Source organism: Lachnoanaerobaculum sp., assembly GCF_057250505.1.
The window spans coordinates 156,813-172,199 of record NZ_DBHIEQ010000001.1; the positions used below are offsets into that span (position 1 = coordinate 156,813).

Annotated in this window: 16 protein-coding genes; 4 read left to right on the plus strand and 12 right to left on the minus strand. The window is 37.0% G+C overall.

Features of this window, described 5'->3' with window-relative positions:
• Positions 1-294 (plus strand): hypothetical protein (locus ACO6FI_RS00880; RefSeq protein WP_485455690.1); only part of this gene is annotated, 294 nt, incomplete at its 5' end.
• Between the two features lie 76 nt (positions 295-370).
• Here the strand turns inward: ACO6FI_RS00880 and ACO6FI_RS00885 are convergent.
• Positions 371-1,279 carry an alpha/beta hydrolase gene (locus ACO6FI_RS00885; protein ID WP_485455691.1) on the minus strand — a complete coding sequence of 303 codons (909 nt, stop codon included), beginning with the start codon at positions 1,277-1,279 and terminating at the stop codon, positions 371-373.
• Between the two features lie 192 nt (positions 1,280-1,471).
• On the opposite strand from ACO6FI_RS00885, the gene ACO6FI_RS00890 reads away from it, so the two are divergent.
• Positions 1,472-1,720, plus strand: coding sequence for a hypothetical protein (locus ACO6FI_RS00890; RefSeq protein ID WP_485455692.1), 249 nt, complete (start codon positions 1,472-1,474; stop codon positions 1,718-1,720).
• Positions 1,721-1,728: 8 nt separating this feature from the next.
• Here ACO6FI_RS00890 and ACO6FI_RS00895 read toward each other — a convergent pair whose 3' ends face one another.
• The 11 genes from ACO6FI_RS00895 to ACO6FI_RS00945 form a co-directional block, all read right to left on the minus strand.
• Positions 1,729-3,057, minus strand: a complete 1,329-nt coding sequence (locus ACO6FI_RS00895) for an alpha-amylase family glycosyl hydrolase (protein ID WP_485455693.1) — start codon at positions 3,055-3,057, stop codon at positions 1,729-1,731.
• A 102-nt stretch (positions 3,058-3,159) separates the two neighbouring features.
• Entirely contained in the window at positions 3,160-4,266 is a 1,107-nt protein-coding gene (gene aroC, locus ACO6FI_RS00900; protein WP_485455694.1) for a chorismate synthase, read from the minus strand.
• Positions 4,266-5,324 carry a lactonase family protein gene (locus ACO6FI_RS00905; RefSeq protein WP_485455695.1) on the minus strand — a complete coding sequence of 353 codons (1,059 nt, stop codon included), beginning with the start codon at positions 5,322-5,324 and terminating at the stop codon, positions 4,266-4,268. Before ACO6FI_RS00905 ends, aroC begins: the two co-directional genes overlap by 1 nt.
• A gap of 122 nt (positions 5,325-5,446) precedes the next feature.
• Positions 5,447-6,382, minus strand: a complete 936-nt coding sequence (gene metA / locus ACO6FI_RS00910) for a homoserine O-acetyltransferase MetA (protein ID WP_485455696.1) — start codon at positions 6,380-6,382, stop codon at positions 5,447-5,449.
• Between the two features lie 39 nt (positions 6,383-6,421).
• Entirely contained in the window at positions 6,422-8,371 is a 1,950-nt protein-coding gene (ligA, locus tag ACO6FI_RS00915) for an NAD-dependent DNA ligase LigA (protein WP_485455697.1), read from the minus strand.
• Positions 8,364-9,092, minus strand: coding sequence for a pseudouridine synthase (locus ACO6FI_RS00920; RefSeq protein ID WP_485455698.1), 729 nt, complete (start codon positions 9,090-9,092; stop codon positions 8,364-8,366). Before ACO6FI_RS00920 ends, ligA begins: the two co-directional genes overlap by 8 nt.
• Positions 9,079-9,936, minus strand: coding sequence for a prolipoprotein diacylglyceryl transferase (gene lgt / locus ACO6FI_RS00925; protein ID WP_485455699.1), 858 nt, complete (start codon positions 9,934-9,936; stop codon positions 9,079-9,081). The genes ACO6FI_RS00920 and lgt overlap by 14 nt, the downstream gene beginning before the upstream one ends.
• Positions 9,937-10,085: 149 nt before the next feature.
• Positions 10,086-11,138: a hypothetical protein gene (locus ACO6FI_RS00930; protein ID WP_485455700.1), complete on the minus strand. Its 1,053-nt coding sequence runs from the start codon at positions 11,136-11,138 to the stop codon at positions 10,086-10,088.
• A gap of 354 nt (positions 11,139-11,492) precedes the next feature.
• On the minus strand, positions 11,493-11,684 hold the full coding sequence (locus ACO6FI_RS00935) for an ORF6N domain-containing protein (RefSeq protein ID WP_485455701.1): 192 nt from the start codon (positions 11,682-11,684) through the stop codon (positions 11,493-11,495).
• Between the two features lie 351 nt (positions 11,685-12,035).
• Positions 12,036-12,878 (minus strand): AraC family transcriptional regulator, encoded by an 843-nt coding sequence (locus ACO6FI_RS00940; protein ID WP_485455702.1) that lies wholly within the window; start codon positions 12,876-12,878, stop codon positions 12,036-12,038.
• A 111-nt stretch (positions 12,879-12,989) separates the two neighbouring features.
• A complete protein-coding gene (locus ACO6FI_RS00945; protein WP_485455703.1) occupies positions 12,990-13,190 on the minus strand; it encodes a hypothetical protein in 201 nt (66 codons plus the stop codon).
• A gap of 162 nt (positions 13,191-13,352) precedes the next feature.
• On the opposite strand from ACO6FI_RS00945, the gene ychF reads away from it, so the two are divergent.
• Both ychF and ACO6FI_RS00955 read left to right on the plus strand, forming a co-directional pair.
• On the plus strand, positions 13,353-14,450 hold the full coding sequence (gene ychF, locus ACO6FI_RS00950) for a redox-regulated ATPase YchF (protein WP_485455704.1): 1,098 nt from the start codon (positions 13,353-13,355) through the stop codon (positions 14,448-14,450).
• Positions 14,451-14,617: 167 nt separating this feature from the next.
• The gene (locus tag ACO6FI_RS00955; RefSeq protein WP_485455705.1) at positions 14,618-15,367 is read left to right on the plus strand and encodes a hypothetical protein; all 750 of its coding nucleotides are present in this window, start codon (positions 14,618-14,620) and stop codon (positions 15,365-15,367) included.
• Positions 15,368-15,387: the final 20 nt, after the last annotated feature.

The following is a 15,387-nucleotide window of genomic DNA, read 5'->3' on the forward strand; positions in this document are numbered from 1 at the left end:
ATAGAACTTGATTGCTTAAATAATGAAATTGACACTATAAATCTGGCATTTGATTTGGGCTTTAGGCTAATAGAGATAAAACCGCCTTTGATTAGATTAAGAGGGACTACAAGTATGCTTGATTTGGGAAAAATCATGAACTTTAAAGAAGATAGTTTGTTTCCATTTTTCTTTATAAATATAGACGACGGCATTATAGCCGACCAATATTTTAAAGAATTATTGATTTATAAAAAAGATAAATTTGATTTGATTACAGATATACTAAAGCGTAATAATGTAAATTTCCATTAATAGAGGAGTTTATATCCTGACAAGTCACAGTGCTAATGCCTTTTGCTTGTCAGGATATTTTTAATCTCAAAAATCTTTATTTAAAGTCTATATTATTCAAAAAATCACCGATTATACCCCTGTACTCAGCCTTGCCCAGTACTTCTCTTGACTGTGCATGTGCCGCATTCGGTACCAAATGAAGCTCCGAATATCCTGCTGTGGCAGCCTTATTTACCTGTGAATTCTCAGGCAAAATAAAGGTATCCGCCTCACCATGTATAAAGCATATAGGTACTTCATTTCCCACAAGAGCATCCTTTGGCGAAGTCTTTTTCATATCATATCCGTATCTTAACTTCATGGCGATATTTACACTCGGCAATACAAAGCCCACCTTTGCCACACTGTAGCTTGTGTGAATAAGATCGTAAAGATTGTCAAAACCGCAATCCGCCACTACAAAATCCACCTTCGGCTTTTTAGCAAGCACCGTCAGTGAAGTCGCCGCACCCATTGACTCGCCGTGAAGCCCAAGCTTTATATTGCCGTATCTGTTATATGTATCTTCAATAAGCTTATATAAGTCCTCAGATTCAAACTGCCCGAGGCTTACTGTCGCCTTTGCATTCTCACCATGGTCTCTCATATCATAGATAATGCAGTTGAATCCAAGGTCAATATATGAATCCACATACTTCACCGCACCGTATCTGTTTGACTTAAAGCCGTGGCTGATTATCACATACTTATCACTCGGTATAGGATTTTTTACCAAGGTTACATGGAGGTCGTAGTCATTAAGACCCTTTACTATATAATCCTCTTTCTCATAGTCGTCATAATCTCCCCAAAGCTTATGCTCCTTCTCCCAAGACACCTCTTTTTCCAACGTGGAAACCTTCGGGTTTGCCATCTGTGACGCAAGTCCCAGAATAAATCTGCAATACCATCCGATTGCAACAAATACAATTATTATTGCAATCGCAATTATTATTTTCTTCATCTAATATATATCACCTTTCTATAAATACAAAACTCAAAATTAATCGCTAACAGTATAAACATTTCAATTGTATCTATCAAGTTTTTTATTCTGTTTTAAGTATAAAATATGTGTACTATTGAACTTTTACTTCAAATAATATATATTTATGTTAGTAATACCTACTTAACCGCGCACTTCAGGAGGTTCATTATGAATAGAAACGATGATAACAGCATAACCTATATAGCTTACAAGGTTGCAATACTGCTTGTACTGTTGATATTGATATTTAATGCGGATGAAATTGCACCACGTATATTCCTTTATAATTATGCAAATAACAACTACAGTGAATTATCATTTATGCAGGCATATATTACAACACAGATAATACTTTCTCTTTTGTCTGTTTTGGATATAGGATTGATAGTGGTTGATTATCTTAAATTAAAGAAATAGGATAGGTTTTACCCTATCCATACTTGTCCGGAATTTCCGGGGATATTTACATGCATATTCCCGTCGAAATTCCTTTTTTCTCCTGAAAAGATTTCTGTAAATTCACCGCTGATATTTAAATGAATATCAGCATTATTGTCATCATTATTTACTATGGCAACAAGTCTCTTATCTCCATATTCTCTTAAGAATGCATACTGTCTGTTGGTAAGCAAAAGTTCCCTATAGCCTGCTTCTCCTACCCACTGATTATTAAGTCTCATATTACCAAGAGCCGCAATCCTTTTTGTATTCTCATTTGTATTAACGGCATCCTTATAATCTTCTATCTTCAGCTCAGGCCTGAGAATTTCATCCGCATAGGGTTTCTTCTCACCCTCAATAGCAAACTCCGAGCCGTAGTATATGGACGGCTTTCCCGGTAATGTATACAAAAGTACATGAACAGGGAAGAAATGTGCCTTGTTATTAAGCTTTGTGATGATTCTTGCCACATCATGGTTGTCAACAAAGTTATAAAAAGCATTTGCGATATGCATTCCCATATCTGTACAGCGCTTTACGGTATGTGCTATCTCAAAATAGTTGTGGTCATTGTGGCCTGAATAAAGAGCCTTGTGCAGCCAATAGTTTGTCACCGAATGAAGCATCTCATTATTTACCCATCTGGTATAATCACCGTGGATAACTTCTCCCAAAAGCCAAAAATCCTGCTTACATGAATCTGTCACAGACCTTAACTCCCTCATAAATGTAAAATCAAGTACATCAGCCGCGTCAAGCCTTATTCCGTCTATATCAAACTCACTTATCCAAAATCTTGCCACATCCAAAAAATACTCTCTTACAGCCGGATTTTGGTGATTCAAGTTTACAAGTGTACCGTGTCCGTCCCAGCTGTCATAGTATAGACCGTCATTGTAGTCATTGTTCCAATCAAAATGTATATTTTTAAACCAGTCCTTGTATGCACTGTTTTCTCTATGTTCCCTCAAATCCTTAAAGGCGAAAAACTCTCTGCCGACATGATTGAAAACTCCGTCCACTATAACCTTTATACCTCTTTCATGGCAAACCTTTACAAAGTTCTTTAAGTCATAATTGTCACCGAGCCTTGAATCAAGCTTTTTATAATCAATCGTCTCGTAACCATGTGCCACAGACTCAAAAAGCGGACCGATATATATCGCATCACAGCCGATTTCATTTATATGTGGCAACCAATCAAGCAGCCTATTAAGCCTGTGCTCACCCGCTTCAAAAGTATTTGTCCTTGGTGCTCCCGTCATTCCTATAGGGTAAATATGATAAAATACCGCACCGTCATACCATTTCATAAAACCTCCTCCAAATATTCGAGGCTTTTAAACAAAACCTTTACACTGCATCCTGTCATACAAAGATTGTGATTAAAAGCCCCCTGAATATTCTTTATAAAATTATTTTTTATATACTTTCAGTACATTGTCCATTCTGGATTTCATATTTTCAAGTACCATATCAAAAAGCGTGATTGCAAACATGCTCTCCACTACTACCACCGCTCTGGGTACCACTACAGGGTCATGTCTGCCTTTTATCTCAAGCTTCACTTCTTCATTTATTGCATTTACAGTATCCTGTTCCTTGGCAATTGAAGGAGTAGGCTTTATTGCCGCATTGATAATAATAGGTGAACCGTCACTGATACCGCCTAAGATACCTCCCGACATATTGGTTCTTTTTCTGATATGCAGTCCTTCATCATCCTCGTCAATATAAAAAGGATCGTTGTTTTGTGAACCTGTCATAGTGCTTACATGAAATCCTGCACCGAACTCCACACCCTTTACGGCACCGATACTCATAACGGCTGCTGAAAGTCTTGCATCAAGCTTATCAAATACCGGCTCCCCAAGCCCCGGCATCACACCTGTAGCTATACATCCTATGATACCGCCAAGTGAATCCTTATCCGACTTAGCTTCTTTTATAAGCTCTATTGCTCTCATAGCTGCATCTTTGTCAGGCATATATACCGCATTTTCACTGCATTCATCCAAGTTCAGCGACTGTGCGTATACGTTTCCTATACTCTGTGTAAACGCCTGTACCTTAATACCCAGCATATCAAGTGCCTTTGACGCTATTGCACCTGCTATTACTCTTCCTATTGTCTCTCTGCCCGAGCTTCTTCCGCCGCCTCGGTAATCTCTGAATCCGTACTTTGAATCATAGCCGAAATCGGCATGTCCGGGTCTGTATGTGATTGCAAGTTCATCATAATCTTGTGATCTTTGTGAAGTGTTTTCTATCATCACCATAACAGGTGTACCTGTAGTCAATCCTCCAAATACGCCTGAATAAATCCTACATTTGTCGCTTTCATTTCTTGAAGTGGTCACAGTGCTTGTACCCGGTCTTCTTCTGTCCAAGTACTTTTGAATATCCTCTTCACTTAAAGGTATACCTGCCGGTACTCCGTCCACAATCGCTCCCAATGCCGCTCCGTGTGACTCTCCGAATGTTGTCACTCTGAAACTTTTTCCAAAACTTGAACCTGCCATTAAACCTCCACTATGACACAGCAATTCGGTTGATTTACTTTTACCGAGTTTGCGCACATTACAATCAGCCCGGTCTTATAATCTATCTTAAAGAATGTGATGGTTCCGCTCTCATGGTTTATAGACGCTATATGCTTATTGTCTGCAAAAACCGCTATATCCTTAGGATACTCACCGCTTATCGGTAAGCACATCTTCTCCTTCAAAAGACCTGTATCGGCATCTCTTTGATATAAGCACACCGAATCATCTCCTGCATTTGATACAAATATGAACTTATCGTCTGCGCTGAATGAAAGAGCGGTTGCGGCTGTCAATTCGGACAGTTTATTGCTCCCTGTTGTAGGCACTGTTTGAATCTTTTCAATATTCGGTACTCTGCACCCCGGTTTGGCTTCATATGAGAACACATCTATAACATTTTTCATTTCATACATCAAGTACAGATACTTTCCGTCCTTTGAAAACTCAAAAAATCTCGGTGCGGAATTGATTTTGCATGAAATCATATCTACAAGATTGAGCGTCTCATCCTTATCATCAAAGTGATATATCTTAACCTGGTCTATACCGAGGTCCGCCGCCATTACAAAATGTCCGTCAGGTGTTGTTCTGGTACAGCTTACATGAGGTCTGAAGTTCCTCTCCGCAATAGAGCCAAGTCCTTTGTGATATACCTCATCCACTATATCTCCCACACTTCCGTCTTCATGCAATCTGAGCACTGTAATCTTTCCGTCATGATAGCCCGATACAAAGATATATTTGTCATCAACGTCTGTAGAAAGATGACAACCTCTCATTCCGTTTATCTTCACACTGTTAAGTCTTTCAAGCCCTCCGTCAGGTAATATATTAAATGAGACTATGCCTTCATCCGCTATAGAGTACAATACCTTTTGATTCCTTGACTTAATGACATAAGAAGAGTTGTCAACATCTACCTCACCTTTTTTTACAAAACAACCCTTATCCGGATTCACATCATATATTGTGATTCCCTTTGCCTTACCGGTATATGAATAAGAACCTACATAAGCAACATATTTTCCGCTCATAGCCATACTCCTTTAAACTTAAAATATCCGTTGTCAGGCGGTATACTCTACAATCCGCCTGAAAGCTTAATCATATTTTATCATAAAATCAAACCACTTTGAACTTATTTATAAAATATATACTATATTACCCAATCAAAGTTGTTACTCAGTTCGTACGGAGTATTCTGGTACACATAGAAGTTGAGCCAGTTGGCATACAGTGTATTTGAAAAGTTCCTCCAACAAAGCACAGGCCTTGAAAACGGATTGTTGTCTGTAAAATAATTTTTAGGCAGTGCAGGATTAAGCCCCTTTGCCACATCTCTGTGATATTCATTGCCAAGAGTCATCCTGTCATACTCGGGGTGCCCCTGTATAAATACCTGTGAACCGCTGCCGTATTCATTGAGTACCAACAACACTCCTGCCTCATCAGACTTTGCAAGCACTTCAAGTTCAGGATGCTTTAATATATCCTCAAGTCTGACCTCGGTATTCCTTGAATGCGGACAGTTCACATAATCGTCCATACTTCTTACAAGCGGTACTTTTTTCTTTAAAATCTCATGTGTAAAAACACCTGTAAGTTTCTCATCTCTGTCATACTTAGGCACACCGAAGTGATAGTAAAGCCCGGCCTGTGCAGCCCAACAGATATGCAGAGTGGATGTGACATGAGTCTTTGACCACTCCATTATCTCACACAGCTCATCCCAATAATTGACCTTGTCATAGTCCATACATTCCACAGGCGCACCTGTGATAATCATTCCGTCATATTTTTCAGTCTTTATATCATCAAAAAAAGTATAAAACTTATTCAAATGGCTTTGGCTTGTATTCTTTGACTGATGGCTCTTCATCATAAGGAACGAACAGTCCACCTGTAACGGAGTGTTTGAGAGCGCTCTAAGTATCTGAGTCTCCGTATCCTCCTTTATAGGCATCAAATTAAGTATCAAAATCTGCAAAGGACGAATATCCTGTGATATGGCTCTGTCCTCATCCATAACAAATATATTTTCAGATTCAAGTATCGCCTTTGCAGGTAATTCTTTCTGTATTTTTATCGGCATAATACCTCTTTCCCGGTAGACAATGTCTACAAAAAATCATTATTCCAAAAGCTTCAGAAAATCCTCTTCAGATATTATTTCCACTCCAAGCTCCTTGGCCTTTTTATTCTTTGAAGAATTGGAGGCGGTATCATTATTTATGAGGTAGTTTGTCTTACTTGACACGCTGCCTGACACCTTACCTCCGTTTTTTTCTATAAGCTCCTTCAATTCATTTCTGTTTGAAAAATGTTGTAGCGAACCTGTGATTACACATACCTTTCCTGATAATTTATCACCGCCTCCGCTTTCTTCTTTTTCAAATTTCAGAATCTTTCTAAGACTCTCTACATTTTCAATATTTTTCTCAGACCTGAAAAAATCCGCTATTGAGTTTGCAAGCACCTCTCCGATTCCCTCTATCTCAAGCAAATCATCCTTACTTGCAGATATTATCCTGTCAATATCATTGTCAAAATACTTTGCAATCATCTTTGCATTGGCACTTCCGATTCCGGCTATGCCAAGTGAATAAAGAAATCTTGATACGGTGGTATTTTTAGCTTCATCAAGTGCGGCCATCAACTTTTCATAGCTTCTCTTTCCGAAACCCTCCATATTTATAATCTCATCCTTGAACCTGTCAAGGTGAAACAGATCACTGTCACTCTTTATAAAGCCCTTTGAAAGGAATTTTTCAAGTGTGGACTCTGAAAGTCCGTCTATATTGAGTGCATCTCTGGATGCCATCAGGGCATATTGCTTGATATGCTTTACCTGACAGTCAGGATTTGTACACAGAAGTACTTTTGACTCATTGTCCTTTTTTATTGTGGTATCCTTTCCGCAGGCAGGGCATATCTTAGGAACTTTTTCAGTGTTTGACTTTGTAAGATTTTCATATACCTGCGGGATTATCATATTTGCCTTATAAACGGATATCTCATCACCGACTCCAAGCATAAGCTCTTCAAAGATACTCACATTGTGAAGACTTGCTCTTGAGACTGTAGTTCCTTCAAGTTCTACAGGCTCAAATACCGCCACAGGATTTATAAGTCCGGTTCTTGACGGACTCCATTCGATATATTTTAACTTTGTAGTCTGTCTTTCATCACTCCATTTGAATGCTATAGCATTTCTCGGAAACTTTGCGGTACTTCCAAGCCTTTCACCAAGTGCAATATCGTCAAGCAAAAGCACAAGACCGTCAGACGGTATATCATTATCGGCTATCCTTGACTCAAAATTTGCTATATCATTTGCCAATGACGCCCTGTTTGTAAACTTATACTCCACAACATCAAAGCCCTCATTTTTTGCCCACTCAAACTGCTTTGCCTTGGAGTTCTCAAAGTCTATATCATCCGCTTTTACAACATTGAAAACATTGAAATATACCTTTCTCTCCTTTGTAACTGCAGGATTCAGCTGTCTTACAGAACCTGAACAAAGATTTCTCGGATTTTTATACCTGGCATCGGCATCGGTAATACTATCATTTATTCTTTTAAAATCGGAATATTTTATAACAGCCTCACCTCTAAGTATCAGCTCTCCCTTATATTCAATCTTTAGCGGAACATTCTGAAAGTTCTTTGCATTGTTTGTAATTACCTCACCTATGATACCGTTTCCTCTTGTAACCGCCTCTACAAGCTCACCGCCTCTATATGTGAGTACGATGGTCAGTCCGTCCATCTTCCAAGACAGCAGCGCCTCATTATCACCCAGCCAGTCCTCAAGTTCAGTCACACTTTTGGTCTTATCAAGTGAAAGCATAGGACTTTCATGTGCCTTCTTAGGCAGTTCACTTGCCGTCTCATAGCCTACATTCTGAGTAGGAGAATTGGATAATACAACATTTGTTTCTTTTTCAAGTTTTACAAGTTCGTCATACAGCTTGTCATACTCTATATTCGGCATTATCTCAACCGCATCCACATAGTAGCTTTTTGCAGCCTTATTCAAAATCTCCACCAACTCTTTGATTCTAGCCTTTTTATCCATTATCTCTTATCCCCAGTTCTTTATACAATCTTTTGGTCTCTTCTTCGCTTAAGTTGCGATAATCTCCTACCGCCAGACCTTCAAGCTTTATATTCACTATCCTGACTCTGTTGAGCTTTTGTACTTTTCTGCCGCAGGCCGCACACATTCTTCTTATCTGTCTGTTAAGCCCCTGAGTAAGCACAATGCTGAAGGTGTTTTTATTTAATTTTTTAACCTTACACTTTCTGGTCTTTGTCTTAAGTTCATAAAGATAGATACCGTTTGACATCTTCTCTATAAACTCATCATCTATATCCTTGTTTACCTTTACTACATACTCTTTCTCGTGATAATTTGCCGCCCTCAGTAAGGTGTTTGTAAGTGCCCCCTGATTTGTGAGAAGCAAAAGTCCGCTTGAGTCCTTATCAAGTCTTCCTACAGGATAGATTCTCTCCTTCATTCCTATATAGTCCACCACATTCATTGCGCCGTCATTGTCAGAGGTGGTACATACTACACCCTCAGGCTTATTAAAGGCGATGATTATAGGCTTTACCTTTTCTACATCTTTACCTGTCGCAATATATTTTCCGTCAAGACTTACAAGGTCTTCCTCTCCTACCATTGCACCGAGGCTTGCCGTCTCTCCGTTTATCATGACTCTGTTTGCTTCTATAGCTCTGTCAGCCTCTCTTCTTGAACAAACCCCTATGCTTGCCAAAAACTTATTCAGTCGCATTCTTTACTCTCTTCCTTCCCACTGTTATACATATGATTGAAACTATAAAACATATACCTGCAAGTAACTGTGATACCGCTATATTTGTATGCGGCAACAAAAGGCTGTCCGTACGAAGTCCCTCTATAATCATTCTTCCAAGTCCGTATCCTCCAAGATATATAAAGAATACCTCACCGTCAAACTTCTTTCTCTTCCTGTACCATAACATAAAGAAAAGCACCAAAAGATTCCAGCAACTCTCATAAAGGAATGTAGGGTGAACCTGAATATATTTCACTCCGTCTATATCCATAACATGGCTCAGTACATTATCATTTAACATTCCCGAGCCTACCATATCAAGCTTATACCTTAGTGCAAAAAGTGAGTTTGTATACCCTCCGAATGCCTCGGCATTGAAAAAGTTACCCCATCTTCCTATAATCTGACCCAGGATAAGTCCCAAAACTCCACTGTCGGCCATAGAAAAAAAGGACTGTTTTTTTACCTTGGTAAAAACTATAAGTGTAATTACCGCCGCTATTACACCTCCATATATTGCCAGTCCGCCGCCTCTTAGATTGAATATCTGCAAAAGATCGTCTTTATACATATCCCACTCAAATATTACATAATAAGTTCTTGCACCTATTATTGAAAATATTATGGCATACATTGCAAAATCCAGATACAATTCAGGGTTTTGCCCCCTTCTTTTGGCATCTGCACAGGCCATATTTATACCTGCAAGCATTCCAAGTGCTATGATTATCCCATAAAAGGCAATCCTGAAGCCGAAAATATTGATATGATTTACCAAATGTTTTATATAAATCCCCAAATGTGGAAACGAAACGTCCATATATACCTCCAAATATTTTTATTTTCATAGTATAACATATCGGAAGGGATATGGCAGCGAAAATTAGTATAAAATATGTTAAAGAAGTTAACATGAAAACTTTTCAAATAAAAACACCCTATGTTTTTACATAGAGTGCCTGTCGCTTATTATGTAATTCTTATAACTCTTCTAAAGAAATCATAGCCGCCGTTTATATACTCACCTGTCTCTTCATCCTTATTTTCAAAATATGGCGAAACCGGAAAATATCCCCAAATAGGCCCCAGTCCTCCGCATATATTGCGTCCTCCGTCTCCACCCTTATATGAAAATACTCCGTCATCATATACAATCTCTCTGCAATAGGGATCAAAAGCTATATGCAGCCCGAAGAAGTTTTCTTTTTCTAAAGTGTAATCGTCTTCATTATCAGTCCACTCCATATGTCTAAGCTTCATGGAAAAATCCATATCGTTGCCCCAAGGAAATATGCTTCTACATCCCTTGCCTGATAAATACTCCCACTCTCTTTTTGTGGGAAGAGAGTAACCTTTATCTTTTATATCCTGAAGCAGTTTGTTAAATGTGGTTTCTTTATACAGTTTACCGTACCAACTTTCATTTTCTTTATACAGACAAATACTCTTATGAACTGTTATTTCAGATATCCCCTTCTTTTCAGCATTTTCAATCTTTGCTTGCCACTCTTTGTTTTCTTTAAGTTCATCATCCGAAATACCCTTCCAGCAGGTTTCACTGTAGTCTTTTTGTACTAACATAGGATGTATTAAAATGGTCTCCTCCTTACTGAAATTATTACTAAGATAGTCTTCTATTGTTGATATAAATTCATTATCTTCAAGCTTTTCTTTGATTTTCTCTGTAACAGAATCTTGGCTGTCAGTTTCATCTTCATACTCGTCTATAAATGAGTATGCAAGATCATATAAATTTTCTTCATTGAAAATTTCAGAAGGCTTTCTACCTTTAAAGTCAATTCCCAGCTTAACACGCTCTCCCGGAACAAAAACAAATTCGATACCGTCTTTTGAGATGAACTCTGCCGTATATGTCGACTTTCCAAAAGCTGAAAATTTTTTAAAACAAAGTATTTCCAAATCGTAGATACCGGCAAGATTATTTAATAATTCTTGTTTATCAGAGATGGAAAGTAAATCATATATGGGATTGAATAATTTTTCTGTTTGTATACTGTTCATGGATAGGTTCTCCTTATCATAAAATCTATATTTATCTGAATCTGATATTGTAAACAATTCGCAATAATGTGACCGTGACAATTTTCCAGACACTGTCCGGAAAATTGGATGATTTATATATATGAGCCTCATATTGTATAGATTAGATAATGAAAATCCCTACAGAACTTTATCTAACAGGCTTTTAGTTAAATCTTCCACATCCAGCTTAGTAATTCCAAAACTCTTCTTCCCGGCATCTTTAATGGATGCTCCTATATGGTAAACCTCTTTTCTATCTATGATAATAAATCTATCTCAGAATATTAAGAGTATTTACATCAACATAATTATCTATAAGTATAAGCTCTCCCATTACTTTAACTCAACTCTTTCAAGTCGAGCAAACATTTCTCTATTAGAAAGCATGGCGATACCTTGTTCTGTAAAGGCATAAGGGTTTGAAGATAAATGTTTCAAAGTTTTGAACCGGTCACAATTTGTGACCGGTTCATATTTCTCATCATCACTTATTTGAAATCTAAAGCTTTCAAGATCCGTTATCAACTTTTATAAGAGTTTTATCCCCTAACATAAATACATCCATTTTCCCTTTAAATCATTTGCACTCTAATACCGTTTAAATCTTACCTATTTTTATGTCGTGTTATGCAGGCTGTTCATTTATTTTAAGTTTTCAATCTACAACCTTCAAGTATCCCTTTTAACTCTGAATTTTTTATTATCTATAATATTAGATACTGTGAAGTTATGCCATATACTATAACATTTTTATAATTGAACAGGTACAGAAAAAGCACATAACTGAAAGCTTCCATTATCTTAACGTTATATTACTTTATACTATTCGATATTTTAGACAAATAAAACCACCTCTATCCCTACAAACCGGAATTTTTAAGCTTTAGTTATCGGAATCCAAAGTTCCATTTTATAGTCTTTGCTATCCATATCACCTTCATAATAATATTCAAAGTCAGGTTTTCCTGAATGGACATAGCCATGCTCAGGGAAGAATACTTCCATCGCATATTTCCATCCGTTATGAATACAATCCGGAACACTTCCTATTAACTCTACAACGGCATACTCTGTTTCTTCCACTTTCAAAACATCTAAACCCATGCTTATGGCTTTGTCTACATCATTAACAATATAGCCTGCCATGTAGTTTATTATGCTTGGATTTTCCACATCATGACAAACGCCCATGCTTTGACCGCTTCCCAAACTTGCAAGTTCATCGTAGCTATATTTTTCATATAGCTTATTCCATACACTCGGACATAATGATGAATTGATGCTTTGCTCATTTACACCTGCAACCGCAAATGCTTTTTTCTTTTGAATTGTAATATTCATGCTTCTTCCTCCTCTTACACTTAGTGCTAATTGCACTCGTGATACTAATTTGAACGGTTTCCCGTTTCTTACCTCAGAGGGAGTAAATCCATGAAAATTCTTGAACGCTGTTCCAAATGAATCTGATGACTCGTATCCGAATTTGAAAGCAACATCAATAATCTTTTCATCCGTATCTCTTAATATAACGGCTGCTTCCGTCAATCTTCTGCTTCTTAAATATTCTGAGAGCGTTGTTTCGGTCAAAATAGAAAACAAGCGACTGAACATTGAATAAGAGTATCCTGATAACCGGGTTACTTTCTTTTCGTCAATTTCATCATCGAGAACTGTTTCAAGATAATCAATCGCATTGTTAAACGACTTGATAATATTCATTTCAAATCCCCCTTTATTTCGGTTTATTTTAGTATAGAGGAAGATTTCTTCTCCTACCCTACAATATCCGTACAAGTTTTATAGGTTTCATATCGTAGAAAGTTATAACTTCTAATTTGTACTATTCATTACAAAATAAGCTTTTACATAAGCAAGTAATATTTCATCCGAATAATCTCCCCCTGTAGAATATGCTATGTTCATTATTTCTAATGTAGCTTCATCTAAATTCTTGTCATAATTTGTAAATTCTGAAACTATTTTTTTACATTTTTTAAAATTATCTTCATTTGCTCCATATGGCAATTTCATCCGGTCATCCTTTCTACAAAAGGTTATGCAAAAGCTCACTGCTTTACTCTTTTAAATTATACACCTATATGTTAAAATATAACACGTTAACCATGATATTTATTCAGGTTTTATTGTGAATATACTTATTCAAAACAAAAATATTTTAAAGAAGGTTTTTATATGAAACTAGGAATCGTCGGCTTGCCAAATGTAGGCAAGAGTACATTATTTAACTCATTGACAAAGGCAGGTGCTACTGCCGCAAACTATCCTTTTGCTACCATTGACCCTAATGTAGGTGTTGTAGCGGTACCGGATGACAGATTAAAGGAACTTGGCAAATTATATAATACAAAGAAGGTTACACCTGCACTTATAGACTTCGTAGATATCGCAGGTCTTGTAAAAGGTGCCAGCAAGGGTGAAGGACTTGGAAACCAGTTTTTATCAAATATTCGTGAATGTGATGCCATCATACATGTGGTAAGATGCTTTGACGACTCAAATATCATCCATGTAGAAGGAAGCGTTGATCCTATCAGAGATATCGAAACTATCAACTTGGAGCTTATATTCTCCGATATTGAGATTTTGGAAAGAAGAATTGCAAAGACTAAGAAAGCTGCAATGAATGACAAATCTTTAAAGCATGAGCTTGATATTCTTTTGGAACTCAAGGATATACTTGAAAACGACAATATGGCAAGCAGCTATACATCTGCTGATGAAGAAGATTTGGCATTTGTAAAATCGCTTGGACTTATCACATATATGCCTGTTATCTTTGCCGCAAATGTAGCTGAAGAGGACTTGGCTGATGACGGTGCTTCCAATGAGTATGTAGCTAAGGTAAAAGAATATGCCGCAAAGTCAAATGCAAAGGTATTTGTCGTATGTGCAGCCATTGAAGAAGAAATTTCACAGCTTGACGATGATGAAAAAGCAGAATATCTTGATGCCCTCGGAATTTCCGTATCAGGTCTTGATAAGCTTATTGCAGCCAGCTATGATCTGCTTGGACTTTTAAGCTATCTTACAGCCGGAGAGGATGAGTGCAGAGCCTGGACTATAAAGAAAGGTACAAAGGCTCCTGGAGCGGCAGGAAAGATTCACTCAGACTTTGAACGTGGATTTATCAAAGCTGAGGTTATCAACTATAAGGATTTACTTGACTGCGGCTCTACAGCTGCTGCCAAAGAAAAGGGACTTGTTCGTATAGAAGGTAAAGAATATGTAGTACAGGATGGAGACGTAATACTCTTTAGATTTAATGTATAAATTTATATAAATTGACTTATCTAGGCAATATTGATAAAATTTATATATTGATAAAAATCACCTCACTGCCTATATAAAGCGAGAAATATTAAAGGAAGTAGAGAGGTTTTTGCCTCTCTCTTTTTTAGCAAAATTATAAATAATTATATTGATTTTTGGAGGTCGATATGAACAAGTCAGACCAATTATCCCTATTATTTATCGAATGGAAAAAGGCACAAGAATATGAGCCTGACAACATTTGGAAAATTACAAGAAGTGGTAATAATATAACAAAAAAACATTTTCGTATTGATGGTATAATTGATGAAGAAGTTTTCGAACAAGAAAAACGTAAAGTCTTATTTATATCAAATGAAGCCAATGATGATGAATATTCTGCTAAGACATATATTAACCCAAGTAATATTTACGACTATAACCATTATTATAAAACCGGTTATGATTCATGGAAAGGCAAAATGCGTGAGAGGACTTCCGCTATTTATAAGGTAGTTGCAGGATATGATATTAACGATATATCTAATTCTGATGCAGCTCTACATTATGCAATAATGGATTTAAACAAAAGAGGTGGTGGTTCTGATGTTAAAGGAGCAAATCATATTGAGGCATATTGCAGATACTATAAAGATTTTATAGTAAAAGAAATTAATATAATAGATCCTGATATAGTAGTATGGCTTGGGACAAAAACATATGATATGGAGTTGCATTCAAAATACCTTGGTGCAGAAAAACTTGGAGAAAAACATTTTTTTTATATATCCGGTAAAAAAGTTCCAATACTAAGAATGTGGCACACTTCATATTACCAAGGTAGAATCAATCCGTTACCCGGATACTCAAATAGAATAATAGGAAAATTATGTGCTAAATGCTTAAAAGAAATGAAAAAGTATAATCTGACAAATTAGATTTAATGTATAAAAAGTTT

Excerpts from the sequence above, each read along its gene's own strand:
- ACO6FI_RS00920 (WP_485455698.1), bottom strand. The coding sequence starts at position 9,092 with ATGCGACTGAATAAGTTTTTGGCAAGCATAGGGGTTTGTTCAAGAAGA.
- aroC (WP_485455694.1), bottom strand. The coding sequence starts at position 4,266 with ATGGCAGGTTCAAGTTTTGGAAAAAGTTTCAGAGTGACAACATTCGGA.
- ACO6FI_RS00945 (WP_485455703.1), bottom strand. The coding sequence starts at position 13,190 with ATGAAATTGCCATATGGAGCAAATGAAGATAATTTTAAAAAATGTAAA.
- ACO6FI_RS00930 (WP_485455700.1), bottom strand. The coding sequence starts at position 11,138 with ATGAACAGTATACAAACAGAAAAATTATTCAATCCCATATATGATTTA.
- ychF (WP_485455704.1), top strand. The coding sequence starts at position 13,353 with ATGAAACTAGGAATCGTCGGCTTGCCAAATGTAGGCAAGAGTACATTA.
- ACO6FI_RS00890 (WP_485455692.1), top strand. The coding sequence starts at position 1,472 with ATGAATAGAAACGATGATAACAGCATAACCTATATAGCTTACAAGGTT.
- ligA (WP_485455697.1), bottom strand. The coding sequence starts at position 8,371 with ATGGATAAAAAGGCTAGAATCAAAGAGTTGGTGGAGATTTTGAATAAG.
- ACO6FI_RS00940 (WP_485455702.1), bottom strand. The coding sequence starts at position 12,878 with ATGAATATTATCAAGTCGTTTAACAATGCGATTGATTATCTTGAAACA.
- ACO6FI_RS00905 (WP_485455695.1), bottom strand. The coding sequence starts at position 5,324 with ATGAGCGGAAAATATGTTGCTTATGTAGGTTCTTATTCATATACCGGT.
- ACO6FI_RS00955 (WP_485455705.1), top strand. The coding sequence starts at position 14,618 with ATGAACAAGTCAGACCAATTATCCCTATTATTTATCGAATGGAAAAAG.
- metA (WP_485455696.1), bottom strand. The coding sequence starts at position 6,382 with ATGCCGATAAAAATACAGAAAGAATTACCTGCAAAGGCGATACTTGAA.
- ACO6FI_RS00885 (WP_485455691.1), bottom strand. The coding sequence starts at position 1,279 with ATGAAGAAAATAATAATTGCGATTGCAATAATAATTGTATTTGTTGCA.
- lgt (WP_485455699.1), bottom strand. The coding sequence starts at position 9,936 with ATGGACGTTTCGTTTCCACATTTGGGGATTTATATAAAACATTTGGTA.
- ACO6FI_RS00895 (WP_485455693.1), bottom strand. The coding sequence starts at position 3,057 with ATGAAATGGTATGACGGTGCGGTATTTTATCATATTTACCCTATAGGA.